This is a genomic window from Stenotrophomonas sp. YJH_SMC_37, assembly GCF_059370035.1.
In genome coordinates this window covers 86147-107200 of sequence record NZ_JCAFTG010000001.1, presented here as the reverse complement: position 1 = coordinate 107200, position 21054 = coordinate 86147, and the positions used below count along the sequence as shown (strand labels likewise).

At 67.0% G+C, this 21054-nt stretch carries 23 protein-coding genes; 14 read left to right on the top strand and 9 right to left on the bottom strand.

The genetic code is table 11. The features are described 5' to 3' along the window. Window positions 1-12: 12 nt before the first annotated feature. Window positions 13-576: a response regulator gene (locus AC5P8J_RS00520; protein WP_134735422.1), complete on the bottom strand. Its 564-nt coding sequence runs from the start codon at window positions 574-576 to the stop codon at window positions 13-15. Next, on the bottom strand, window positions 573-1799 hold the full coding sequence (locus AC5P8J_RS00515) for an ATP-binding protein (protein ID WP_019661188.1): 1227 nt from the start codon (window positions 1797-1799) through the stop codon (window positions 573-575). The genes AC5P8J_RS00520 and AC5P8J_RS00515 overlap by 4 nt, the downstream gene beginning before the upstream one ends. Window positions 1800-1913: 114 nt before the next feature. Here AC5P8J_RS00515 and ispG point away from each other — a divergent pair, with 114 nt between their 5' ends. The 3 genes from ispG (at window position 1914) to AC5P8J_RS00500 (ending at window position 4757) form a co-directional block, all read left to right on the top strand. Continuing rightward, on the top strand, window positions 1914-3179 hold the full coding sequence (gene ispG / locus AC5P8J_RS00510) for a flavodoxin-dependent (E)-4-hydroxy-3-methylbut-2-enyl-diphosphate synthase (protein WP_019661189.1): 1266 nt from the start codon (window positions 1914-1916) through the stop codon (window positions 3177-3179). Next, window positions 3160-3909: a phosphatase PAP2 family protein gene (locus AC5P8J_RS00505; RefSeq protein WP_058980273.1), complete on the top strand. Its 750-nt coding sequence runs from the start codon at window positions 3160-3162 to the stop codon at window positions 3907-3909. The genes ispG and AC5P8J_RS00505 overlap by 20 nt, the downstream gene beginning before the upstream one ends. A gap of 200 nt (window positions 3910-4109) precedes the next feature. Next, on the top strand, window positions 4110-4757 hold the full coding sequence (locus AC5P8J_RS00500) for a response regulator (protein WP_004153112.1): 648 nt from the start codon (window positions 4110-4112) through the stop codon (window positions 4755-4757). A 330-nt stretch (window positions 4758-5087) separates the two neighbouring features. Here the strand turns inward: AC5P8J_RS00500 and eda are convergent, their stop codons facing one another. From eda to zwf, 5 genes are all read right to left on the bottom strand, one after another. Continuing rightward, window positions 5088-5747 (bottom strand): bifunctional 4-hydroxy-2-oxoglutarate aldolase/2-dehydro-3-deoxy-phosphogluconate aldolase, encoded by a 660-nt coding sequence (eda, locus tag AC5P8J_RS00495; protein WP_134730658.1) that lies wholly within the window; start codon window positions 5745-5747, stop codon window positions 5088-5090. 290 nt (window positions 5748-6037) lie between these two features. Then, window positions 6038-7954, bottom strand: a complete 1917-nt coding sequence (edd, locus tag AC5P8J_RS00490; RefSeq protein ID WP_021202019.1) for a phosphogluconate dehydratase — start codon at window positions 7952-7954, stop codon at window positions 6038-6040. A 58-nt stretch (window positions 7955-8012) separates the two neighbouring features. Then, window positions 8013-8735 (bottom strand): 6-phosphogluconolactonase, encoded by a 723-nt coding sequence (gene pgl / locus AC5P8J_RS00485; RefSeq protein ID WP_058980277.1) that lies wholly within the window; start codon window positions 8733-8735, stop codon window positions 8013-8015. Then, the gene (gene glk, locus AC5P8J_RS00480) at window positions 8732-9739 is read right to left on the bottom strand and encodes a glucokinase (RefSeq protein ID WP_019661196.1); all 1008 of its coding nucleotides are present in this window, start codon (window positions 9737-9739) and stop codon (window positions 8732-8734) included. Before glk ends, pgl begins: the two co-directional genes overlap by 4 nt. After that, window positions 9736-11172 (bottom strand): glucose-6-phosphate dehydrogenase, encoded by a 1437-nt coding sequence (gene zwf, locus AC5P8J_RS00475; protein WP_019661197.1) that lies wholly within the window; start codon window positions 11170-11172, stop codon window positions 9736-9738. Before zwf ends, glk begins: the two co-directional genes overlap by 4 nt. A gap of 352 nt (window positions 11173-11524) precedes the next feature. Here zwf and AC5P8J_RS00470 point away from each other — a divergent pair, with 352 nt between their 5' ends. Continuing rightward, on the top strand, window positions 11525-12607 hold the full coding sequence (locus tag AC5P8J_RS00470; RefSeq protein ID WP_019661198.1) for an ABC transporter ATP-binding protein: 1083 nt from the start codon (window positions 11525-11527) through the stop codon (window positions 12605-12607). Window positions 12608-12766: 159 nt separating this feature from the next. Here AC5P8J_RS00470 and ygfZ read toward each other — a convergent pair whose 3' ends face one another. Further along, on the bottom strand, window positions 12767-13642 hold the full coding sequence (gene ygfZ / locus AC5P8J_RS00465; RefSeq protein ID WP_134730656.1) for a CAF17-like 4Fe-4S cluster assembly/insertion protein YgfZ: 876 nt from the start codon (window positions 13640-13642) through the stop codon (window positions 12767-12769). Between the two features lie 39 nt (window positions 13643-13681). On the opposite strand from ygfZ, the gene AC5P8J_RS00460 reads away from it, so the two are divergent. The 10 genes from AC5P8J_RS00460 to AC5P8J_RS00415 all read left to right on the top strand — a co-directional run bounded on the left by AC5P8J_RS00460 (window position 13682) and on the right by AC5P8J_RS00415 (window position 20714). After that, complete coding sequence (locus AC5P8J_RS00460; protein WP_074901279.1) at window positions 13682-13852, top strand: DUF1674 domain-containing protein; 171 nt, start codon at window positions 13682-13684, stop codon at window positions 13850-13852. Window positions 13853-13908: 56 nt separating this feature from the next. Continuing rightward, window positions 13909-14301 carry a succinate dehydrogenase, cytochrome b556 subunit gene (sdhC, locus tag AC5P8J_RS00455; RefSeq protein ID WP_005416132.1) on the top strand — a complete coding sequence of 131 codons (393 nt, stop codon included), beginning with the start codon at window positions 13909-13911 and terminating at the stop codon, window positions 14299-14301. After that, entirely contained in the window at window positions 14298-14684 is a 387-nt protein-coding gene (gene sdhD / locus AC5P8J_RS00450) for a succinate dehydrogenase, hydrophobic membrane anchor protein (RefSeq protein WP_005409077.1), read from the top strand. The genes sdhC and sdhD overlap by 4 nt, the downstream gene beginning before the upstream one ends. A 31-nt stretch (window positions 14685-14715) precedes the next feature. Then, window positions 14716-16506: a succinate dehydrogenase flavoprotein subunit gene (gene sdhA, locus AC5P8J_RS00445; protein WP_014036803.1), complete on the top strand. Its 1791-nt coding sequence runs from the start codon at window positions 14716-14718 to the stop codon at window positions 16504-16506. A 66-nt stretch (window positions 16507-16572) separates the two neighbouring features. Then, the gene (locus AC5P8J_RS00440; protein WP_005409079.1) at window positions 16573-17358 is read left to right on the top strand and encodes a succinate dehydrogenase iron-sulfur subunit; all 786 of its coding nucleotides are present in this window, start codon (window positions 16573-16575) and stop codon (window positions 17356-17358) included. 98 nt (window positions 17359-17456) lie between these two features. Next, window positions 17457-17705 (top strand): FAD assembly factor SdhE, encoded by a 249-nt coding sequence (locus tag AC5P8J_RS00435; RefSeq protein ID WP_019661201.1) that lies wholly within the window; start codon window positions 17457-17459, stop codon window positions 17703-17705. After that, window positions 17656-18105: a hypothetical protein gene (locus AC5P8J_RS00430; RefSeq protein WP_134730654.1), complete on the top strand. Its 450-nt coding sequence runs from the start codon at window positions 17656-17658 to the stop codon at window positions 18103-18105. Before AC5P8J_RS00435 ends, AC5P8J_RS00430 begins: the two co-directional genes overlap by 50 nt. A gap of 23 nt (window positions 18106-18128) precedes the next feature. Next, the gene (locus tag AC5P8J_RS00425) at window positions 18129-19370 is read left to right on the top strand and encodes a lipoprotein-releasing ABC transporter permease subunit (protein ID WP_019661203.1); all 1242 of its coding nucleotides are present in this window, start codon (window positions 18129-18131) and stop codon (window positions 19368-19370) included. Beyond that, the gene (lolD, locus tag AC5P8J_RS00420; RefSeq protein ID WP_019661204.1) at window positions 19363-20076 is read left to right on the top strand and encodes a lipoprotein-releasing ABC transporter ATP-binding protein LolD; all 714 of its coding nucleotides are present in this window, start codon (window positions 19363-19365) and stop codon (window positions 20074-20076) included. The genes AC5P8J_RS00425 and lolD overlap by 8 nt, the downstream gene beginning before the upstream one ends. A 188-nt stretch (window positions 20077-20264) precedes the next feature. Then, the gene (locus AC5P8J_RS00415; RefSeq protein ID WP_134730652.1) at window positions 20265-20714 is read left to right on the top strand and encodes a DUF6491 family protein; all 450 of its coding nucleotides are present in this window, start codon (window positions 20265-20267) and stop codon (window positions 20712-20714) included. Window positions 20715-20781: 67 nt separating this feature from the next. Here AC5P8J_RS00415 and AC5P8J_RS00410 read toward each other — a convergent pair whose 3' ends face one another. After that, entirely contained in the window at window positions 20782-21051 is a 270-nt protein-coding gene (locus tag AC5P8J_RS00410) for an oxidative damage protection protein (RefSeq protein ID WP_019661206.1), read from the bottom strand. Window positions 21052-21054 lie beyond the last annotated feature (3 nt).

Here is a 21054-nt window from a genome sequence, read left to right as displayed (position 1 = left end):
GTCCGTCAGCGATCAACGGCTCGGATCGCGTTCCGGGCTCGGCCGCTTTGCCAGCTTGCGCTGCAGCGAACGCCGGTGCATGCCGAGCAGGCGTGCCGCTGCGGACACGTTGCCGCCGGTCTCGTGCATCGCCTGCTGGATGTGTTCCCACTGCAGGCGGCTGATCGGCGTCATCGCGTCCGGCACTTCCATTTCGCCATCGTCGGCCGGGCCGTCGTCTTCCTCGCCAAGCGCGCGCAGGATCATCGGTACCGTGGCCGGCTTCGGCAGGTAATCGTCGGCCCCCAGCTTGATCGCCTCAACGGCAGTGGCGATGCTGGCGTAGCCGGTCACCAGCAGGATACGCGTGTCCGCGCGCAGCGCGCGCAGCGGCTGGATCAGCGCCAGGCCGGAATCACTGCCCAGCTTCAGGTCGATCAGCGCGAACGCCGGCGGATGCTGGCGGGCCAATGCCAGCGCGCTGGCGGCATCCTGCGCGGTCTGCGTTTCCAGTCCCTTGCGGGCCAGGCTGCGCTGCAGGGTGCGCAGGTACAGTTCGTCGTCGTCGACCAGCAGGCCGAGGGTTGAGGCGCTCATGGGGTTTCCTCGCGTGGGACCAGCGGCAGGCGGAAGCCGACGCGGCTGCCGGCGCCTTGGGCCGGGCGCATCCACATCTCGCCGTCGAGGCGTTCGATGGTGGCATGGGACAGGGCCAGGCCAACGCCCATGCCCTCGCTCTTGCTGCTGCCGAACAGCTTGCCTGGCAGCACCGCGGCACGGGCATCGAAGCCGTGGCCGTAGTCGCGGACTTCGCCGATCAGGTCGTCGCCTTCGATGCGCAGGTCCAGGTCTACCCGTGGCCGCCCGGCCTGTTCGCCGGCATCTGCGGCATTGTTGAGCAGGACCATCAGCAGATGGCCCACGCCCGGATCCAGTGGTAACCGCAGCGGCGCATCGTCATTGCGATGCAGGTCGATGGTCGGCCGCACCAGGCGCCACTGTTCCAGTACCTGCTGGGCGCTGGAGTGGCTGCGGCCCGGTGCGTCGGCCGAGGCCGGTGCGGCCAGCGCCAGCACGCGTTCCCGGCACTGCACCAGCAGTTCGCGCAGGGTCTCCATGTCTTCGCGCACTTCGGGCTCTTCGCTGCGCTCGGCGACGTCATCGGCAAGCAGGGTCATGGTCGCCAGCGGCGTGTTCAGTTCATGCGCCACGGAGGCGGCATGGGTGGCCAGGGCGACGATGCCTTCGTTGCGGGCGAAGCGTTCCCTGAGTGCCGACAGTTCCAGTTCGCGCTGTCGCAGCGCCAGCGCCAGGCGGGTGGAGAAGGTCAGCACGACCGCTGCGGAAATGAGGAAGTTGGCGACCACGCCCCAACGGTTGAGGTCCTGCGCACGGAAATAGCCGTCCGGCAGCGGCTGGCCGAAGATGCCGCTGGCGGCGTAGCCGAGCAGGCAGGCCAGGGCCACTGCCAGTGCCCAGCGCAGGGGCAGGGCGAAGGCGGCCAGCGCGATCAGGATCAGGAACAGTGAACTGAACGGGTTGGCCATGCCGCCGCTCCAGCCCACCATCCAGGTCAGGATGATCACGTCCACCAGGATATGGCCGAATGCGGTCAGCGGGGCGGTGTCGGCCGCTTCCGGGCGCAGCTGGGTGTAGATGTTGAACAAGGTGAGCACGGCCACGCCGGCCCATAGTGGCAGCTGGGGCAACGGCAGGCCCAGCACCCAGCTGGCGACCAGGATGGTGGCGGCCTGGCCGCCTACGGCAAGCCAGCGCAGGCTGCACAGGGTACGGAGGAACGGGGCGTCGGGACCGGTCATTCATGCTCATCGTATGCGTTCACGGGCGCGCGTGCCTGCGACAATCGGCCGCAGCCGTGCCGCCGGCTGAATGCGAGTCACCCCGAATGCGGGAGCGGGCGGTAGAATGCGCCCATGCACGACGCCGTGACCCGCCCTACGCCTCCCTCCGATGCCACCTCCTGGCCCCGCCGCCAGACCCATGCCGTGCAGATCGGCGGGGTCACCGTAGGCGGAGGCAAGCCGGTAGTGGTGCAGTCGATGACCAACACCGACACCTCCGACGTGGCTTCCAGCGTCAAGCAGGTGGCCGAGTTGTGGCGCGCGGGTTCGGAAATGGTGCGGTTGACCGTCAACACCGTGGAAGCGGCTGCGGCGATCCCGCGCATCGTCGACAAGCTGGCGATGATGGGTATCGACGTGCCGCTGATCGGTGACTTCCATTACAACGGCCACCAGCTGCTGACCGCCGAACCGGCGTGTGCCGAAGCGCTGGCAAAGTACCGCATCAACCCCGGCAACGTCGGCTTCGGCAAGAAGAAGGACCTGCAGTTCGCGCAGTTGATCGAGTTTGCGATCCGCTACAACAAGCCGGTGCGCATCGGCGCCAACTGGGGCTCGCTGGACCAGGCCCTGGCGGCGAAGCTGATGGACGAGAACAGCCTGCGCGAACAGCCCTGGGATGCCGGCCGCGTGCTGCGCGAAGCGCTGATCCGCTCGGCCCTGGATTCGGCCGAGCAGGCGGTGGAACTCGGCCTGCCGCGCGACCGCATCGTGCTGTCGGCCAAGGTCAGCGGCGTGCAGGAGCTGATCGCGGTATACCGCGACCTGGCCCAGCGCTCGGATTTCGCCCTGCACCTGGGCCTGACCGAAGCCGGTATCGGCAGCAAGGGCATCGTCGCGTCGGCGGCGGCGCTGGGCGTGCTGCTGCAGGAAGGCATCGGTGACACCATCCGCATCTCGCTGACCCCGGAACCGGGCCAGTCGCGCACGCAGGAAGTGATCGTCGCCCAGGAACTGCTGCAGACCACCGGCCAACGCGCCTTCACGCCGCTGGTCACGGCCTGCCCGGGCTGCGGCCGCACCACCTCGGAGTTCTTCCAGGAGCTGGCCAAGGTCGTGCAGAACCACGTGCGCGAGAAGATGCCGCTGTGGAAGATCCACCACCCGGGGGCGGAGAACATGACCCTGGCGGTGATGGGCTGCATCGTGAACGGGCCGGGCGAGTCGCGCCATGCCAACATCGGCATCTCGCTGCCGGGCACGGGCGAAACACCCGCAGCGCCGGTGTTTGTCGATGGCGAGAAGAAGGTGACCCTGCGCGGCGACAACATCGCCCAGGAGTTCGTCGCCCTGATCGACGACTACGTCGAACACACGTATGTCCGAAGCGCCGGATAAGCCTGCGATCCTCGCTGCACCGGAGTCCGCCTCCGGTTTCCGCCACTGGATGGCGCGCAATGCCTGGCGCCTGGTCCTGCTGTTCGGCGGCGTGCTGCTGCCGCTGGCTGGCTTCGTCGCCCTGGCGGACGAGGTGCACGAGTTTGAATCGTTCCATTTCGACGCGCCGCTGCTGTGGCAGATGCATGGCCTGCACTCGCCACTGCTGGACCGCTTCTTCGTGCTCATTTCCAAACTGGGCTATGAGTGGTTCCTGATCCCGGCCGACGTGCTGATCATCGGCGTGCTGCTGGGCTACCGGCGCTGGCGCGAGGCCACCTTCGTGGCGGTCAGCTTCGTCGGCTCGGCGCTGCTGAACATGGGCAGCAAGCACTTCTTCCAGCGCCAGCGCCCCAGCCTGTGGGAATCGATCGCGCCGGAATCGACGTTCAGCTTTCCCAGCGGCCACGCGATGGGCTCGATGACCCTGGCGGTGACCCTGGTACTGCTGGCCTGGAACACCCGCTGGCGCTGGCCGGTGCTGCTGCTGGCACCGGCATTCAGCCTGCTGGTCAGCGTCTCCCGGGTCTATCTGGGGGTGCATTACCCCTCCGATATCCTGGCCGGATGGTGTGCCGCGCTGGTTTGGGTGGTAGGGTGCTATCTGGTCATGTTCAGTCGCCGGCACCCTTGGCGGCATCATGGCACGCGGCCAGCGAAGGCCAGCGAAGCATCATCACAGGGGGATTGACGTGGATGCCCCGCGCGGGACGTCTACGTGATAGATCAGTTGTTTCGTTGCAGCAGGTTCTGCAAGACAGGGGGCAAGCACAACGCGCGGTACTGTGATGCGCAAGGCAGATTGCCGGGGCCGCATTCCGAACGCGCTTGCAGGGTATCGGCACCCTGCCTAGCTTGACCTGCAATGGCCGCATTCGAAGAGGTACGTGAATGACGATTCGAGTCTACCTGGTGGATGACCACGCGCTGGTCCGCACCGGGATGAAGATGATTCTGTCGGGGGAAACCGACATCGAGGTGGTGGGCGAAGCCGAGACCGGCGAAGACGCGCTGCGTGAAGTCCGCCAGCTGCTGCCGGATGTGGTGCTGTGTGACCTGCACCTGCCGGGTGTGAGCGGCATGGAAGTGACCGAGCGCATCGTGCGCAGCCACCGCAACACCCGCGTAGTGATCGTGTCGGTGCTGGAAGATGGCCCGCTGCCGAAGCGGCTGCTCGAAGCCGGCGCGGCCGGATATATCGGCAAGGGTTGTGATGCGCAGGAACTGCTGCGCGCGGTGCGTGACGTGGCAGGTGGGCGCCGCTACCTGGGCACCAGCATCGCGCAGAATCTGGCACTGTCGACGGTGGAAGGCAACGGTTCGCCGTTCGACAGCCTGTCGCCGCGCGAGCTGGAAGTGGCGTTGCTGCTGACCCAGGGCCTGCGCCAGGAAGATATCGCGCGGCGGCTGAGCCTGAGTGCGAAGACGGTGAACACGCACAAGGCGCGGCTGTTCGAGAAGATGGGGATCCACGACAACATCGCGCTGGCGCGGATGGCCAGCCAGTACGGGTTGGTGGATCCGGCGCGGCCGCTGTAACGGGTTTCGGCCAACGGCTGAGCCCCTTGCGGTGTGCGGCAGGATTCGTGGGGTTGGCCCTGCGGAGGGATTGCGCAGGGGACGCCGTGAATCCATCCCTGGAGGCTCGGTCGCGCCATCCATGGCGCTCGCGCCCCTGCGCAATCCCTCCGCAGGGCCAAGGACGGTTTTCGTGCGCCGCCACCGCGGAATGAAGAAGGAAGAGCGGGAGCGGGTCGCGCGCTGCGCGCGCTCTGGATGCTGGTCCTGTAGAGCTGAGCCATGCTCGGCTGCTTTCCATTCCGCTGGCGTGGAGCCGAGCGTGGGCTCGGCTCTACAGCTGCGTTGGGCTCAGTGGCCGCGAACGCGCTTGATGATCTTCGCGGCGTCGGCGGCGCTGGCGCGCACCTTGTCCCATTCGCCGTTGGCAATCCAGTTGCCCGGCACCATCCACGAACCGCCGATGCAGACCACGTTTTTCTGCTCGAGGTATTCGGCGGCGGTGTTTTCGGTGATGCCGCCGGTCGGGCACAGCTTCAGGTCCGCCACCGGGCCGGCCAGTCCCTTGATCATCGCCAGCCCGCCCACGGCCGTGGCCGGGAACAGCTTGCACACGCGGAAGCCGCGGGCGTAGAGCGACAGCAGCTCGGTCGGCGTGGCCGCACCCGGCACCACCGGCAGCGGCGCAGCAGCCAGTGCATCGGCCAGCGCTGGCGGCGTGCCCGGGGTCACCAGGAAGTCCGCGCCCGCATCGATCGACTGCTGCATCTGCTCCACGGTCAGCACCGTGCCTGCACCCACCACCACATCGGGCAGCTCGCGCTTGAGCATCGCCAACGCTTCCATCGCCACCGGCGTACGCAGCGTCAGCTCGATCGCCGGCAAACCACCGTCCAGCAGCGCCGCACTGACCGCCCGCGCCTGGTCCAGCGTATGAACCGTCACCACCGGCAGGATGCCCGCCGCATGCAACAGCTCCGCCGCCTTCACCTGATGTTGTTCGATACCCATAGCTCTGCTTCTGCCTTTGCTGTCGAATTTGATTTCAATGATCACTTCGCGGCATTGATGCGCCGGAGAGTGTCAGAAGGGCGCGGTCAGCCCCAGCCGGGACCGTAAGCGGCATGGATGCCGCGACCGAGCCCCCATGGGTGAGGGCGCTTTGCTTGCGAAGCACCGCTTTGCAAGCGCCCGAACGCCCAACCGCCAGCGGTTGGGCCGGTCCCGTAGGGGGGTTTACGGCGTGTCCCGGCCAGGGCGCTCTACTGCCCAAGCCGGGAAGCCTGCCGCGGCTTTTCGCTTCAGGCGTCTTTCGCCTCATGCGGCGCTGCCGCCGCCGCGGCATCATGCCCCAGCTCGTACTCCGCGTCGTACTCCCACGGCCCGCCATCGGCCGCCGCCGGACCGCACGAAATCGACATCGCTCCCTGGTCGGCCGGGCCCACCACGCGACGGTTGACCGCGAACAGATTGCGGCCCAGGTCATGCGCGGCCGGCGCAGTGTTCGGAGCCAGCGGACGCGCCGCCCATTCGGCCGGGTCCACCAGCACCTCCAGCGTGCCGGCCTCGCCGTCCAGCCGGATCATGTCGCCTTCGCGAACCTTCGCCAGCGGGCCGCCGCGCGCCGCTTCCGGCGTCACGTGGATCGCCGCCGGAATCTTGCCCGAGGCGCCGGACAGGCGGCCGTCGGTGACCAGCGCCACGCGTCGGCCCTGGTTCTGCAACAGGCCCAGCAGCGGCGCCAGCGAATGCAGTTCCGGCATGCCGTTCGCACGCGGGCCCTGGTAACGCACCACCGCCACGAAATGCTCGGGCAGCAGGCCACCGGCGTGCAGCTTGTTCAGCACCTGCGGTGCATCGACCACCACGGCCGGTGCTTCGATCGTGCGGTACTGCGGCTTCACCGCCGACAGCTTGATCAGCGACTTGCCCAGGTTGCCGCGCAGCAGGCGCAGGCCACCCTGGTGTTCGAACGGATTGTCGACGCCACGCACCACCTCGTCATCGGCGCTGCGTTCCAGGCCCGGCAGATAAACCAGTTGGCCGTCGCGCAGCTGGGGTTCGCGGGCGTAGTCGGCCATGCCGCCACGGGCCACGCTGACCAGGTCGCCATGCATCAGGCCGGCCTTGATCAGCTCGCCGAACACGAACGCCGGGCCACCGGCGGCGGCGAAGCGGTTCACGTCGGCCTCGCCGTTCGGGTAGACGCGGGCCAGCAGCGGAATCAGCTGCGACAGCTCGTCGAAGTCGTCCCAGGTCAGCACGATGCCGGCCGCACGCGCCACCGCGATCCAGTGGATGGTGTGGTTGGTCGAACCGCCGGTGGCCATCAGCGCGATGACCGCGTTGATGATCGCGCGCTCGTCGATGATCCGGCCCAGCGGACGGAAGTCATCGCCCAGCGCAGTGATGTCCAGTGCACGTTCGGTCGCTTCGCGGGTAAGAGCGTCGCGCAGCGGGGTGCCCGGATTGACGAACGACGCGCCCGGCAGCTGCACGCCCATCGCTTCCAGCAACACCTGGTTGGAGTTGGCCGTGCCGTAGAAGGTGCAGGTGCCGGCGCCGTGGTAGGAGGCCGACTCGGCTTCCAGCAGTTCTTCACGGGTGGCTTCGCCGGCGGCATAGCGCTCGCGAACTTCCGCCTTCTGCTTGTTGGGTATGCCCGGGGTCATCGGGCCGGCCGGCACGAACACCGCCGGCAGGTGGCCGAAGGCCAGTGCGCCGATCAGCAGCCCCGGCACGATCTTGTCGCAGACACCAAGGTAGACGGTGGTATCGAACATGTCGTGGCTGAGCCCGATCGCCGTCGCCTGCGCAATCACATCGCGCGAGAACAGCGACAGCTCCATGCCACCACGGCCCTGGGTGACGCCGTCGCACATCGCCGGCACACCGCCGGCCACCTGCGCGGTGGCGCCCAGCTCGCGGGCGATCTGGCGGATCTGCTCGGGATAGGTCTCGAACGGCTGGTGCGCCGACAGCATGTCGTTGTAGGCGGTGATGATGCCAAGGTTCGGTGTCACCCCACCGCGCAGGCGGCTCTTGTCGGTACCGCCGCAGGCGGCGAACCCATGGGCGAGGTTGCCGCAGCTCAGGCGGCTGCGGAACGGGCCCTCGCGCAGGGAGGCGTCGATCGCGGCCAGATAGGCGGCGCGCGAGGCCGCGCTGCGGCGGATGACGCGCTCAGTGATGGCTTGCAGTTGCGGATGGAGGCTCATTGGCTACCGGCGTTCGTGGTGGCGAGAGGCAAGCGGCGGCGTGGCGCCGCCGCCGACATCAATCAGCCCAGTGGACGCGCAGGCGCGCGCCTTCCAGGTTGATTGCATTGAGGATCGGGTACTGCTGGGGGTCATTGCTGTCCAGTGCCTGGCGCAGTACCTGCAGCTTCTGCTTGCCGCGCAGCAGCAGCAGACGCTGGCGGCACTGGCGCAGGCCGTGCGGGGTCAGGGTGATGCGCAGCGGCCACTGGTTCGCGCCCGGGCAGCCAGTGGCATCCAGTGCCGCATAGGGCAGGGTGCTTTCCAGTGCACGGGCCAGGTCCTTCGAACCCGGGAACAGCGAGGCGGTGTGGCCATCGTTGCCCATGCCCAGTGCCACCAGGCTGGGTGGCTGGCTGTGCTGGGCCTGCAGGTTGGCGGTGTAGACGCACTCCGTCAGCGGCTTGCCGATCCGCACCAGCGGATCGAAGTGCGCACCCTCGGCACGCTTGAGCAGGTGCTCGCGCACCAGCCAGGCGTTGCTGTCGCGATCCTGCGGCGACAGCCACCGCTCATCGGCCAGGCTCACTTCCACCCGGTCCCAATGCACGTCCAGTTCGGCCAGTGCCTGGTATACCGGCGCCGGCGTGGTGCCACCGGAGAGCAGGATGCGGGCCCGGCCCACCTCATTGATGTCGTGGTTGAGGGTCTGCGCCATTTCGGCGGCCACCGCCTCGATCCAGCCATCGGCGTCGCCGTGCTGGATGAACTCGATGCGGTCGTCGTGGAAGGTGGGGCTCATGCGGCAACTCCTGGTGCGTCACGTTCGGCGTCGGCAGCATAGGCGGCAGCGCCCAGCAGTCCGGCGTGGGGATGCATCACGGCAAGCGATGGCACCCTCGCCATGATCGAAGAGAACCGCCCCTTGTGTTCGAAGCGCTGGCGGAAGCCGGAGTGCTGCAGTGAATCGAGCATCTTCGGGGTCAGGCCGCCCGTCAGGAACACGCCGTCCCAGGCGCCCTGGGTCAGTACCAGATCGCCGGCGATGGCGCCGAACACCGCGCAGAACACGTCCACGGTGCGCATTGCCTGCGGATCACCGTGCAGGGCACGCGCGGTCACGTCTACCGGCTGCAGCTGGCCGGGGTCGATGCCGGCCATCTCGCACACGGCGCGATGGATGTTGACCAGCCCGGGTCCGCAGATCAGGCGTTCGTTGGAGACGCGGCCGAACTGCTCGGAGAGGATTTCCAGGATGCGGATTTCCTCCGGTGTGCCCGGTGGGAAACTGACATGACCGCCTTCGGTTTCCAGCGGATAGCAGCGGCCGTGGCGCATGATCAGGCCACCGACGCCGAGCCCGGTACCGGGCCCGATCACCGCGTAGTTGCGCGGCTGTCCCGGCTTGCCCGGTACCCAGGCGGCGCCGCCGACCTGGACGACGTCCTCGGGCTGCAGCAGCGAAATCGCCATCGCCTGTGCGGCGAAGTCGTTGATCAGGTGCAGCTCGTCGAACCCCAGCATCGCGGCGGTGCGGCTGCGCGAGATCACCCACGGATGATTGGTGATGCGCGCCTCGTCACCGTCGACGCGGCCGGCCACTGCGAACACGCCGCGGCTGGCCGCAGCGCCGATCTGCTCCAGGTGGTGGCGCGCGGCATCACCCAGCGACGGGAATTCCGCCACCGCGTACTCGCGGATGCTCTCCTTGAGCAGCGGCGCGTCCTGCGAGGTGTCGGCCAGGGCGAAGCGGGCATTGGTGCCGCCGATGTCGGCAACCAGCACCGGCTGCGAGATGGCACTCATGCCGAGGCCCCGCTGTCCGGCGCGTCCACGCCCTGCGGCAGGAACTCGCCTGCATTGCTCGGGCCCCACTGGCCAGCAGGATACGGTTCCAGCGGCAGCTTGGCCTCCTTCCAGGCGTCGGCAACGCTGTCGATCCAGGCCCACGCTGCGCGCACTTCGTCGTCGCGCACGAACAGCGTGTGGTTGCCGTTGAAGGCATCCAGGAACAGGCGTTCGTAGGCGATGCGGCGGTGCAGGCCGGTCGGCACCGACAGTTCCAGTTCCAGCGGATGCAGTTCCAGGGCACCCCATTCCGGGCCGGCCAGGCTGCTCATCAGGCCCAGTTCGATGTTTTCCTGCGGCTGCAGCTGGAACACCAGGCGGTTCGGTGCGGCCTGCGCGCGCTGCGGGCGCTCGAACAGCCAGTGGGTGACCGGCTTCAGCGTGACCACCACGCGGGTGGTGCGCTCGGGCAGGCGCTTGCCGGTGACCAGGTGGAACGGCACGCCGCTCCAGCGCCAGTTGTCGATATGCGCGGTGACACCGGCGAAGGTTTCCACGTCGCTGCCTTCCGGCGGCTGGTAGGCCTGGGCCGGCTGGCCATTGATGGTGCCGGCGGTGTAGCGGCCACGGATGCTGTCACGCGCGGCGTGCCTGGCATCGAGCGGGCGCAGGGCGCGCAGCACCTTGACCTTCTCGTCGCGGATGCGATCGGCTTCCAGCGATGCCGGCGGTTCCATCGCCACCATGCACAGCAGCTGCAGGATGTGGCTCTGCACCATGTCGCGCAGCGCGCCGGAGCGGGCGTAATAGGCATCGCGGCCATCCACGCCTTCGCTTTCGGCCACCAGGATGTGCACTGATTCGATGTAGTTGCGGTTCCACACCGCTTCCAGCAGCGTGTTGCCGAAGCGCAGTGCGATCAGGTTCTGTACCGCGGCCTTGCCCAGGTAGTGGTCGAGGCGGAACACGCGGTCCTCGTCGATCCACTGGCCGATGGTGCTGATGATTTCCTCGGCGCTCTCGCTGTCGCTGCCGATCGGCTTCTCCAGCATCAGGCGTGCCGGCGCGGCGAGGGCGCCGCCCTTGGCCAGGCCTTCGCAGGTGGAGATGTACAGGCCCGGCGGAATGGCCAGGTAGCTGACGCACTTGCGGTGCACCAGGTCGGAGACGGCGGCGGCAACCGAGTCGACATCGCGCAGGTCCACCGAACGGTAGTCGATGCGGCGCAGCAGGGCAGCGATGTCGTCCTGCGTGGCCATCGGCATGGCCTGCTGCAGGCGCGGCCGGAGGATGTCATGGAAAGCTTCGGTGTCATGCCCGGACAGGGCCAGTGCGCGGATGCGGAAGTCCTCCGGCAGCAGGCCGTCGCCAAGCAGGCGAAGCAGCGAAGGGAACAGGTAGCGCTGGGCCAGATCACCTGTGGCACCGAACAGGAAGAGGGTGTCGTGCATCGCTCGAGTTTCAGATCCGGGTGACATCGTTGTCAATCGCTTCATGGCTGGGTTCGGGGGACATCCGCGCAACTGCCTGTCCGAGGTTCGTCAGGGGCGATCTCCGGTGTTGCGGAAGATCGTTCCATTCGAAACCACTACCTCGGCGGAACCTTCGTTCAACCGCCGACGCAGATCGGTGCGCACCGATCATCGGATAGTGCCACGTGAAAACGTTTACATGGCAGAATGGGCAACTGTATTCGATTGCAGTACTCGCCGTCATGCGGCAGGCGCGCAATCATCACTGCCATCGGGAGGGCCGAGGCAGTCCCAAAAGACAGCCCGGCTTCGGGCGGACCGGATAGGTGATATGGCAAAAGTGCAGTTGCAGGGTGTGCGCAAGGTCTATGACAACGGCCAGGTCGCGGTGAAGGACGCCACCTTCGAGGTCGCCGATGGCGAGCTGATGGTGCTGGTCGGACCGTCCGGCTGTGGCAAGTCGACCCTGTTGCGGATGGTGGCCGGCCTTGAAGAGATCAGCGGTGGCACGCTGACCATTGGTGATCGCGTGGTCAACGACGTGGCGCCGAAGGATCGCGACATCGCCATGGTGTTCCAGAGCTACGCGTTGTACCCGCACATGACCGTGGCCGAGAACCTGGCCTTCGGCCTGAAGCTGCGCGGGCATGACAAGGCGACCATCGACAAGCGCATTGCCGAGGCGGCGCAGACGTTGGGCCTGACCGAGATGATGGACAAGCTGCCCAAGGCGATGTCCGGTGGCCAGCGTCAGCGCGTGGCACTGGGCCGGGCGCTGGTGCGCGAGCCGGCGGTGTTCCTGCTCGACGAGCCGCTGTCCAACCTCGACGCCAAGCTGCGTCACAGCGTGCGTACCGAGATTGCGCAGCTGCACCGGAAGCTGGGCACCACCATGATCTACGTGACGCACGACCAGGTTGAAGCGATGACCCTGGGTCAGCGCATCGTGGTGCTGAAGGACGGCATCATCCAGCAGATCGATACGCCGATGGCGCTGTACGACCGCCCGGCCAACCTGTTCGTGGCCGGTTTCCTCGGCAGCCCGGCGATGAACGTGCTGCGTGGCACGCTGCAGGGCGATGCCGGTGGCGTGACCGTGGTCGACGGCCAGTGGCGTGCACCGCTGGGCCAGGCCACGATCGATCCGGCATGGCTGCAGAAACCGATCGCGGTGGGCGTGCGCCCGGAGCACCTGCAACCGGCTGCTGCTGATGATGCGCACGCGTTCATCGCGCGCATTGAGGGCATCGAACCGGTCGGCAACGAGATCTTCGTCAACCTCAGCAGTGGCCAGCATGCGCTGACCATGCGCGTGGCACCGCAGGCGTTGCCTGCGGTGGGCGATGACATCCGCGTGGCGATCCACCCGCAGGGCCTGCATTTCTTCAACGCAGAGAGCGGCGAGCGCCTGTAACGGGTAGCGCCGGCCGCTGGCCGGCAACCTCAACCCTGCATGGTTGCCGGCCAGCGGCCGGCACTACCATTCCTTCACCGAAGGCGTGCGGACCAACGGTCCGCACCCACCGGGTCGGTCAGTAGATCCACGCCATGCGTGGATGAGGGCGCGTCAGATTCAGCGCGCCAATCCATCCAGCAGCGGCACGCGCTGCGCAATGGCATCACCCACCTGCAGCTCGGCGTCGCCAGCCTCCAGTGGCAGCACCGCCAGCGCCAGCTCGCCGGCCACGCTGGCGATCGTGCCCAGCGTCGCGCCGTCCTGCTGCACGCCATCGCCGGCACGTGCGGGTGCCGCGGTATGCAGCAGTTGCACCGCGCGCTTGGCCTTGCCGAGGAAATGGGTGCGGGCGACGATTTCCTGGCCGGGGTAGCAGCCCTTCTTCACGCTGTAGCCATTCAGGCGGTCCAGGCCCAGCTGCTGCGGGGTCCACACTTCGCGCTGGCTCTCTTCCAGCCGTGGCAGGCCGTAGCGCAGGTCGGCCTGGCGCCAGGCCAGGGCAAAAGCAGTCTCATCGGCTTCAGAACTGGCGGCGAACGCTTCGGCGCTGCCGATGCGCAAGGTGCGCGGCAGTGCATCGCTGCCCAGGTCCAGCTCCCAACCCTCATCTGCGGCCTGCGCAATCGCCGCGCCGCTGGCGGCCTCGGGCGCGGTGAAGGCGCCGGCAGCTGCCAGATCGCTGCGCACCTGTACCTTCACCTTGCGACGGAACACGAAGCGTTGCAGTTGCGACGCAATCGCATCGGCATCGCCGTCGGCCAGCACCAGCATCACGTGATCGTCGGCCAGCCGGAGCAGCTGGAACACCGCCAGAGTGCGGCCCTTGGCACTCAGCCAGGCACTCCACTGCCAGTGCAACAGGGGCAGGGCGGTGACATCGCTGCTGAACTGGGCGTGGGCGAAGGCGGCCGCATCCGGGCCCTGCAGGCTCAGCAGCTGGTGGCCGGGCAGGCGCGGATATCCGACGAAAGCAGGGGGCAGGTTGTCAGGCACGTGAACGAGGTCTAAAATTTGTGCGTTGCGAGACCGAACATGATAGGCCAAACAACCCCCACTCCCGACGACGAAACTGAAGCCCCGCTGGTCCCTGCGGCACCCGTGCCCGTGGAGCAGGAAAAGGCAGAGGAATTCGGCGGCCGCGGCGGACTTGATCCGGTGCGGTATGGCGATTGGGAGAAAAACGGACGCTGCATCGATTTCTGATCAGCATTGAGCCAACGCGGCCGCGTGCCGCCCAGCCGAGACAACGAGCCCAGCGAATGGCGACCAGACAACGCCCACTTTCCCCGCACCTTCAGGTGTATCGCTGGCAGATTCAGATGGCCACCTCGATCCTCCATCGAGCCACCGGCATCTTTCTGTCTGTTGGTGCCCTCATCATCGCTGCCGGCCTGCTGGCCCTGATGATGGGGCCCGAGTCCTGGAACTGCTTCACCGGCCATGCCGGGGCCTGGTATGGCCGCGTGTTCCTGTTCGCGTGGACATGGTCGTTCGCCTATCACCTGTGCAATGGCATCCGCCACGTGGTGCAGGACTTCGCCATCGGCTTCAGCATCCCGGCCTTCATCCGCAGCAGCTGGCTGTCGGTCATCGGCAGCCTGGTGATCACCCTGCTGGTGTGGGCCTATGTGATGTTCGGAGGTGCCGCGTGAGCAAGTTCCGTACCCCGTTGAAGAACGTGCGCGGCCTGGGCTCGGCCAAGACCGGCACCGAGCACTTCGTGCACCAGCGCCTGACCGCCGCCGCACTGGTGGTGCTGGGCATCTGGTTCCTGGTCTTCGTGCTGGGCCTGCTCGGCTCGGACTACGCGACCGCCGCCGCCGCCGTGGCCAAGCCGTGGAACGCGGTGCCGCTGATCGGCCTGCTGATCGCCATGTTCTGGCACGCGCAGCTCGGCATGCAGGTCGTGCTGGAAGACTACATCCACGAATCGCTGCTGGCCCTGGTGCTGCAGACCGCGGTGAAGTTCGTCGCCGTGCTCGGCATGATCGTCAGTGTGTTTGCGGTGGGCCGCATCGCCCTCGGCGTTGCCTGAGCCCAGGCACCTACACAGGAATCCAGATTAGATGTCCGCTTACAAGATCACCGAACACAAGTACGACATGGTCGTGGTCGGCGCCGGCGGTGCCGGCCTGCGCGCCACGTTCGGCCTGGCCGCCAAGGGCCTGCAGACCGTGTGCCTGACCAAGGTCTTCCCGACCCGTTCGCACACCGTTGCCGCCCAGGGCGGTATTTCGGCCGCACTCGGCAACATGGGCGAGGACGACTGGCGCTACCACTTCTTCGACACCATCAAGGGGTCGGACTGGCTGGGTGACCAGGACGCCATCGAGTACATGTGCCGTGAGGCCATCCCGGCCATCATCGAACTTGAACACTACGGCGTGCCGTTCTCGCGCACCGCCGAAGGCAAGATCTACCAGCGTCCGTTCGGTGGCATGACCACCAAGTACGGCGAAGGCCCGGCGGCGCAGCGTACCTGCGCGGCGGCCGACCGTACCGGCCACGCGATGCTGCACACCCTGTACCAGCAGTCGCTGAAGCACGATGCGCGCTTCATGATCGAGTACTTCGCGCTCGACCTGATCTTCGACGACGAAGGCGCCTGCCGCGGCGTGCTGGCCCTGGACATGTCCGATGGCACGCTGCACCTGTTCCGCGCCCAGGGCGTGGTGCTGGCCACCGGCGGCTACGGCCGTGCCTACTTCAGCGCCACCTCGGCGCACACCTGCACCGGCGACGGTGGCGGCCTGGCCATGCGTGCCGGCATCGCCATGCAGGACATGGAGTTCGTGCAGTTCCACCCGACCGGCATCTACGGCGCCGGCTGCCTGATCACCGAGGGTGTCCGCGGTGAAGGCGGCATCCTGCGCAACAGCAGCGGCGAGCGCTTCATGGAGCGCTATGCACCGCACTACAAGGATCTGGCCTCGCGCGACGTGGTCAGCCGTTCGATGACCATCGAGATCCGCGAAGGCCGCGGCGTCGGCGAGCACAAGGACCACATCCTGCTCGACCTGACCCATCTCGGCCCGGGCGTGATCGACGAGAAGCTGCCGGGCATCGCCGAGAGCGCCCGCATCTTCGCCGGCGTCGACGTGCACAAGCAGCCGATCCCGGTCATTCCGACCGTGCACTACAACATGGGCGGCATCCCGACCAACTACCACGGTGAAGTGGTGCAGAAGGTCGGCGACAACGACAACGCCGTGGTGCCGGGCCTGTACGCCATCGGCGAAGCGGCCTGCGTCTCCGTGCACGGCGCCAACCGCCTGGGCTCGAACTCGCTGCTCGACCTGGTGGTGTTCGGCCGTGCGGTGGCCAACCGCTGCGCCGAGACCATCAAGCCGGGCGCCGCGCACAAGCCGCTGCCGGCCGATGCCTGCGACAAGGCGCTGGGCCTGCTGGACAAGCTGCGCCACGCCAACGGCGATACCCCGACCTCGGTCATCCGCGACCGCATGCAGCGCACCATGCAGGCCGACGCGGCGGTCTTCCGCACCAGCCAGACGCTGAAGGAAGGCTGCGAGAAGATGGACAAGATCTTCGACTCGTTCCAGGACGTGAAGGTCTCCGACCGCTCGCTGGTCTGGAACTCGGACCTGATCGAGACCTACGAGCTGAACAACCTGCTGCTCAACGCGGTGGCGACGATCAACTCGGCTGAACAGCGCAAGGAAAGCCGTGGTGCGCATGCGCACGAGGACTATCCGGACCGCGACGACGTCAACTGGCAGAAGCACACCCTGGTCAGCGTCGACGAGAAGGGCAAGTGCAGCTTCGACTACCGTCCGGTGCACATGTACACGTTGACCGACGACGTGTCCGTGGTGCCGCCGAAGCCGCGCGTGTACTGATCCGACCCCGCCTACCATGCAATCCGCGCCCACGGGCGCGGGCCGCCTGAGCCAACGAGAGCAGCCATGGCCGAGTTTTCACTCCCCAAGAATTCCAAGATCACGAAGGGCAAGCACTTCCCCGTCAAGAACGGCGGCAAGAATGTGCGCACCTTCAAGATCTACCGCTGGAGTCCGGACGACGACAGCAACCCGCGCACCGATACCTATGAGGTCGATCTGGATGCCTGTGGCCCGATGGTCCTGGACGCCCTGATCAAGATCAAGAACGAGATCGACCCGACCCTGACCTTCCGCCGCTCGTGCCGCGAAGGCATCTGTGGTTCGTGCGCGATGAACATCGACGGCACCAACACCCTGGCCTGCACCCGAGCCATCTCGGACTGCGGCAAGAAGGAAGTGCCGATCTACCCGTTGCCGCACATGAACGTGGTCAAGGATCTGGTTCCGGACCTGACCCACTTCTACGCGCAGTACGCCTCGATCAAGCCGTGGATCCGCACCCAGACCCCGGCACCGCCGGACCGCGAGCGCCTGCAGTCGCCGGAAGACCGCAAGAAGCTGGACGGCCTGTACGAGTGCATCCTGTGCGCCTGCTGCTCGACCAGCTGCCCGAGCTACTGGTGGAACGGCGAGCGTTACCTGGGCCCGGCGATCCTGCTGCAGGCCTATCGCTGGATCATCGACTCGCGCGATGAGGACACCGGCGCGCGCCTGGACGATCTGGAAGATCCGTTCAAGCTGTACCGCTGCCACACCATCATGAACTGCGCCCGCACCTGCCCGAAGGGCCTGAACCCGGCGCTGGCGATCGCCGAGATCAAGAAGCTGATGATGGAACGCCGCGCCTGATCAGGCCTGGCTGTACCCGGTAGAGCCACGCCATGCGTGGCTGCACCACCTCAGTAGAGCCACGCCATGCGTGGCTTTGCTGTATCTGGAGAAGCACGATGGAAGAAGACGTTCTGCTGAAGAAGCTGCGCTGGCGCTGCCGCCGCGGCATGCGTGAGCTGGATCAGCTGTTCGAGCGGTATCTCGACCACGAATGGCGCACTGCGCCGACCGAAGAGCGCGAGGTTTTCCTGTTCCTGCTCGACTGCGAGGACGATAAGTTGTGGCGCTGGTTCATGGGCTACGAGGCCTGTCCGCATGCGCACGCGATCCCCCTCATGCAGAAGATCCTCACCCTCAAGCCTTGAGTGGCGCCCTTCGAGGCTGCAGGCCGCCGCTCAGTTGGCGGTGCTGCTGGCCGCACCTTGGCTGTTGCGCGCCTCGGATCTGCCTGCGCGGCTGCTGATGCCCGCGCTGCTGCTGGCCTGGGGCGTCGGCTTGGCCGAACTGGCCTGGCGCCAGCGCAGGCCACGCGTACAGGTGCTTCTTGCGCCGCTTCCCGAACCACTGCAGGTGGCCGGGCAGGACGTTGATACGCCACGGCTGGTGGTGCGTGGCCCATGGCTGTTGTTGCTGTGGTGTGAGGATCGGCGCCGCCGGCGCCTGCTGTTCTGGCCCGATGTGCTCCATTCCGGGCAGCGACGTGAACTGCGACTGGCCGTGGCCGCACGCGGCGTTTCCCGTCGGCCCCGGTCAATGGCACCATAAGCTGAATTGACTGGCGTGCCTGCATGTTCAAACCCATTCCCGTGGCGATCGGCCTGCGCTACCTGCGTGCCAAGCGCCGCAACGGCTTCATCTCCTTCATCTCGATGGCATCGATCCTGGGCATCGCGCTCGGCGTTACGGTGCTGATCACCACCTTGGCCGTCATGAGCGGTTTCCAGAAGGAAATCCGCAGTCGTCTGCTGCAGATGACCGCGCACACCACCATCAGCCGCGACGGCGAACCGATGCCGGACTGGATGCGGGTGGTCGACGTGGCCAGGAAGGACCCGCGTGTGGCCGGCGCCGCACCGTACATCGAGATCCAGTCGATGATCAGCGGCCCGCGCGTGCAGGGCGCGATCATCCAAGGCATCGATCCGGCGCTGGAGCCGAACGTCTCGGTGATCGACAAGAAGATCACCAAGGGCAGCTATGACAGCCTCAAGCCGGGCAGCTTCAACCTGCTGCTGGGCAAGGAGCTGGCGATCTGGCTGGGCGTGGACGTTGGTGACCAGGTGCTGGTGACCTTTGCCGAAGTGCAGGGCACGCCGGCCGGCGCGGTGCCGCGGATGAAACGCTTCACCGTCAGTGGCCTCTTCGAGGCCGGCTATAACGAGGTCGATCGCGGCGTCGGCTTCGCCAACATGCAGGACCTGGAGCGCGTGCTGCGCAGCGACGGTGCCACCGGCGTGCGCCTGAAACTGCACGACATGGACCGCTCGCTGGAGGTGGGCGTGGATCTTGCGCAGAACCTCGGTGGCGCCTACCGCGTAAGCGACTGGACCCAGCAGAATGCCAACCTCTACCACTCACTGCGCATGGAAAAGGTGGTGATGGGCATCCTGCTGTCGCTGATCATCGCCATGGGTGCGTTCAACCTGGTGTCTTCGCAGGTGATGCTGGTGACCGACAAGCAGGCCGACATCGCCATCTTGCGCACCCTCGGCCTGACCCCGGGTGGCGTGATGCAGGTGTTCATGGTGCAGGGTTCGCTGATCGGCATCTTCGGTACGCTGGCTGGCCTGATCGGCGGCATCACCCTGACCCTCAACCTGGAACGCATCCTCGGCGCCATCGAGAGCGTGTTCAACGTCAAGCTGCTGCCGGAGGATGTGTACTACATCACCGGCCTGCCGACCGACATGCAGACGGGCGACGTGGTGGCGATCACCGTGGTCGCGCTGCTGATGAGCTTCCTGGCCACCCTGTATCCCGCCTGGCGGGCAGCACGCACCCAGCCGGCGGAGGCCCTGCGTTATGAATAAGGTCTTCAACCGCGGCGACGAAGTGATCCGTGCCGAAGCACTGGGCAAGACCTACGCTGAAGGGCGCATGCAGACCCCGGTGTTCGATGGGCTGGACCTGACCGTGACCGCTGGCGAAACGGTGGCGATCATCGGTGCCTCCGGCGCCGGCAAGAGCACGCTGTTGCACCTGCTGGGTGGCCTGGACATTCCCACTGCCGGTGAGGTCTATGTGACCGGCCAGCGCATGTCGGCGCTGTCGGACACCGCGCGCGGCCTGCTGCGCAACCAGGCGCTGGGCTTCGTCTACCAGTTCCATCACCTGCTGCCGGAGTTCACCGCTCTGGAAAACGTGATGATGCCGGTGCTGCTGGCTGGCACCGCGGTGGCCGAAGCGAGCAGCCGCGCCACCATGCTGCTGGAAGCGGTCGGCCTCGGCCATCGCCTGGACCACAAGCCGGGCGAGCTGTCCGGCGGCGAGCGGCAGCGTGCTGCGGTGGCGCGGGCACTGGTCAATCACCCGGCCTGCGTGCTGGGCGACGAGCCTACCGGCAACCTGGATGACCGCACGGCGGCAACGGTGTTCGAGCTGATGCTTGAACTCAACCGCGCGCGCCATACCAGCCTGGTGCTGGTGACCCATGACCGCAGCCTGGCGCGTCGCCTGGACCGGGTGCTGGAACTGCGGGAAGGGCGCCTGCACGCACTGGCCCACGCCGACGTCTGAGGCGCTGGGCCCGCTTTGGTGGAAGCCGACCTGGGTCGGCTGCTCCTGCAGGGCAAGCGCCAAGCAAGGTTGGCGTCTACCGTGGTCCGGCCAGCAGCCGCCGACCGGCGGCTGAATGGGCTGCCGGTCGTCGCGCCAGCGTTGCGAGCCCGGGCGCATGATGGCGACAGTTCCCCGAGGAGATCGCCATGAAGACCCCGATCCTGCTGGCCGGCCTCTGCCTCGCCTTGGTCGCCTGCGCGACCACCGGCCGGCTCAGCAGCGCCGAGAAGCTTGACCTTTACCGCGCCCACGCCGGTGCGCCGCAGAGCGACATGCAGTTCTTCGGCACCCTCAATGGCTGGACCGAACTGGGCGACAGCGCACTGGCGGTCTGGACGCGCCCGAGCGAGGCCTACCTGCTGGAGCTGAGAGGCCCCTGCCAGGACCTGCCGTATGCCACCGCCATCGGCCTGACCAGCCAGATGAATCGTGTTTCGGCGCGCTTCGACAAGGTGCTGGTGCGCGACCCTACCGGTGGCTCGCGCATGCCGTGCTTCATCGACAGCATCCGCAAGCTGGATGTGAAGGCGCTGCGCGCGTCCGAGCAGGAGCTGCGACAGGCGCAGGTGCAGGAGCGCGAGGAATCCGGGAAATAAACGGGTAGCGCCGGGCCATGCCCGGCGGATGCCTGGACGCCGGGCATGGCCCGGCGCTACCGGCAGGTCAGGCTTCCGGAACGAAGCCAGCCGGCTTCTCTGCGTCCTTCTCGAACAGGAACTTGACCAGTTCACCTTCGAGGAATGCGCGATGCTCCGGCGTCCGCGGCGACAGCCGGTTCTCGTTGATCAGCATGGTCTGGTGCGCCAGCCACGCGGCCCAGGCCTGCTTGCCGATGTTGTTGAAGATGCGCTGGCCCAGCTCGCCGGGGTAGGGCACGAAGTCCAGGCCCTCGGCATCGCGTTGTTCGTACTGGCAGAAGACGGTTCGGGGCATGGC

Excerpts from the sequence above, each read along its gene's own strand:
- AC5P8J_RS00430 (WP_134730654.1), top strand. The coding sequence starts at position 17,656 with ATGCGCACGCGATCCCCCTCATGCAGAAGATCCTCACCCTCAAGCCTT.
- AC5P8J_RS00460 (WP_074901279.1), top strand. The coding sequence starts at position 13,682 with ATGATAGGCCAAACAACCCCCACTCCCGACGACGAAACTGAAGCCCCG.
- AC5P8J_RS00415 (WP_134730652.1), top strand. The coding sequence starts at position 20,265 with ATGAAGACCCCGATCCTGCTGGCCGGCCTCTGCCTCGCCTTGGTCGCC.
- AC5P8J_RS00515 (WP_019661188.1), bottom strand. The coding sequence starts at position 1,799 with ATGACCGGTCCCGACGCCCCGTTCCTCCGTACCCTGTGCAGCCTGCGC.
- AC5P8J_RS00440 (WP_005409079.1), top strand. The coding sequence starts at position 16,573 with ATGGCCGAGTTTTCACTCCCCAAGAATTCCAAGATCACGAAGGGCAAG.
- ispG (WP_019661189.1), top strand. The coding sequence starts at position 1,914 with ATGCACGACGCCGTGACCCGCCCTACGCCTCCCTCCGATGCCACCTCC.
- eda (WP_134730658.1), bottom strand. The coding sequence starts at position 5,747 with ATGGGTATCGAACAACATCAGGTGAAGGCGGCGGAGCTGTTGCATGCG.
- glk (WP_019661196.1), bottom strand. The coding sequence starts at position 9,739 with ATGAGTGCCATCTCGCAGCCGGTGCTGGTTGCCGACATCGGCGGCACC.
- sdhA (WP_014036803.1), top strand. The coding sequence starts at position 14,716 with ATGTCCGCTTACAAGATCACCGAACACAAGTACGACATGGTCGTGGTC.
- pgl (WP_058980277.1), bottom strand. The coding sequence starts at position 8,735 with ATGAGCCCCACCTTCCACGACGACCGCATCGAGTTCATCCAGCACGGC.
- AC5P8J_RS00470 (WP_019661198.1), top strand. The coding sequence starts at position 11,525 with ATGGCAAAAGTGCAGTTGCAGGGTGTGCGCAAGGTCTATGACAACGGC.
- zwf (WP_019661197.1), bottom strand. The coding sequence starts at position 11,172 with ATGCACGACACCCTCTTCCTGTTCGGTGCCACAGGTGATCTGGCCCAG.
- sdhC (WP_005416132.1), top strand. The coding sequence starts at position 13,909 with ATGGCGACCAGACAACGCCCACTTTCCCCGCACCTTCAGGTGTATCGC.
- edd (WP_021202019.1), bottom strand. The coding sequence starts at position 7,954 with ATGAGCCTCCATCCGCAACTGCAAGCCATCACTGAGCGCGTCATCCGC.
- AC5P8J_RS00425 (WP_019661203.1), top strand. The coding sequence starts at position 18,129 with ATGTTCAAACCCATTCCCGTGGCGATCGGCCTGCGCTACCTGCGTGCC.
- AC5P8J_RS00500 (WP_004153112.1), top strand. The coding sequence starts at position 4,110 with ATGACGATTCGAGTCTACCTGGTGGATGACCACGCGCTGGTCCGCACC.
- AC5P8J_RS00435 (WP_019661201.1), top strand. The coding sequence starts at position 17,457 with ATGGAAGAAGACGTTCTGCTGAAGAAGCTGCGCTGGCGCTGCCGCCGC.
- lolD (WP_019661204.1), top strand. The coding sequence starts at position 19,363 with ATGAATAAGGTCTTCAACCGCGGCGACGAAGTGATCCGTGCCGAAGCA.
- AC5P8J_RS00520 (WP_134735422.1), bottom strand. The coding sequence starts at position 576 with ATGAGCGCCTCAACCCTCGGCCTGCTGGTCGACGACGACGAACTGTAC.
- AC5P8J_RS00410 (WP_019661206.1), bottom strand. The coding sequence starts at position 21,051 with ATGCCCCGAACCGTCTTCTGCCAGTACGAACAACGCGATGCCGAGGGC.
- AC5P8J_RS00505 (WP_058980273.1), top strand. The coding sequence starts at position 3,160 with ATGTCCGAAGCGCCGGATAAGCCTGCGATCCTCGCTGCACCGGAGTCC.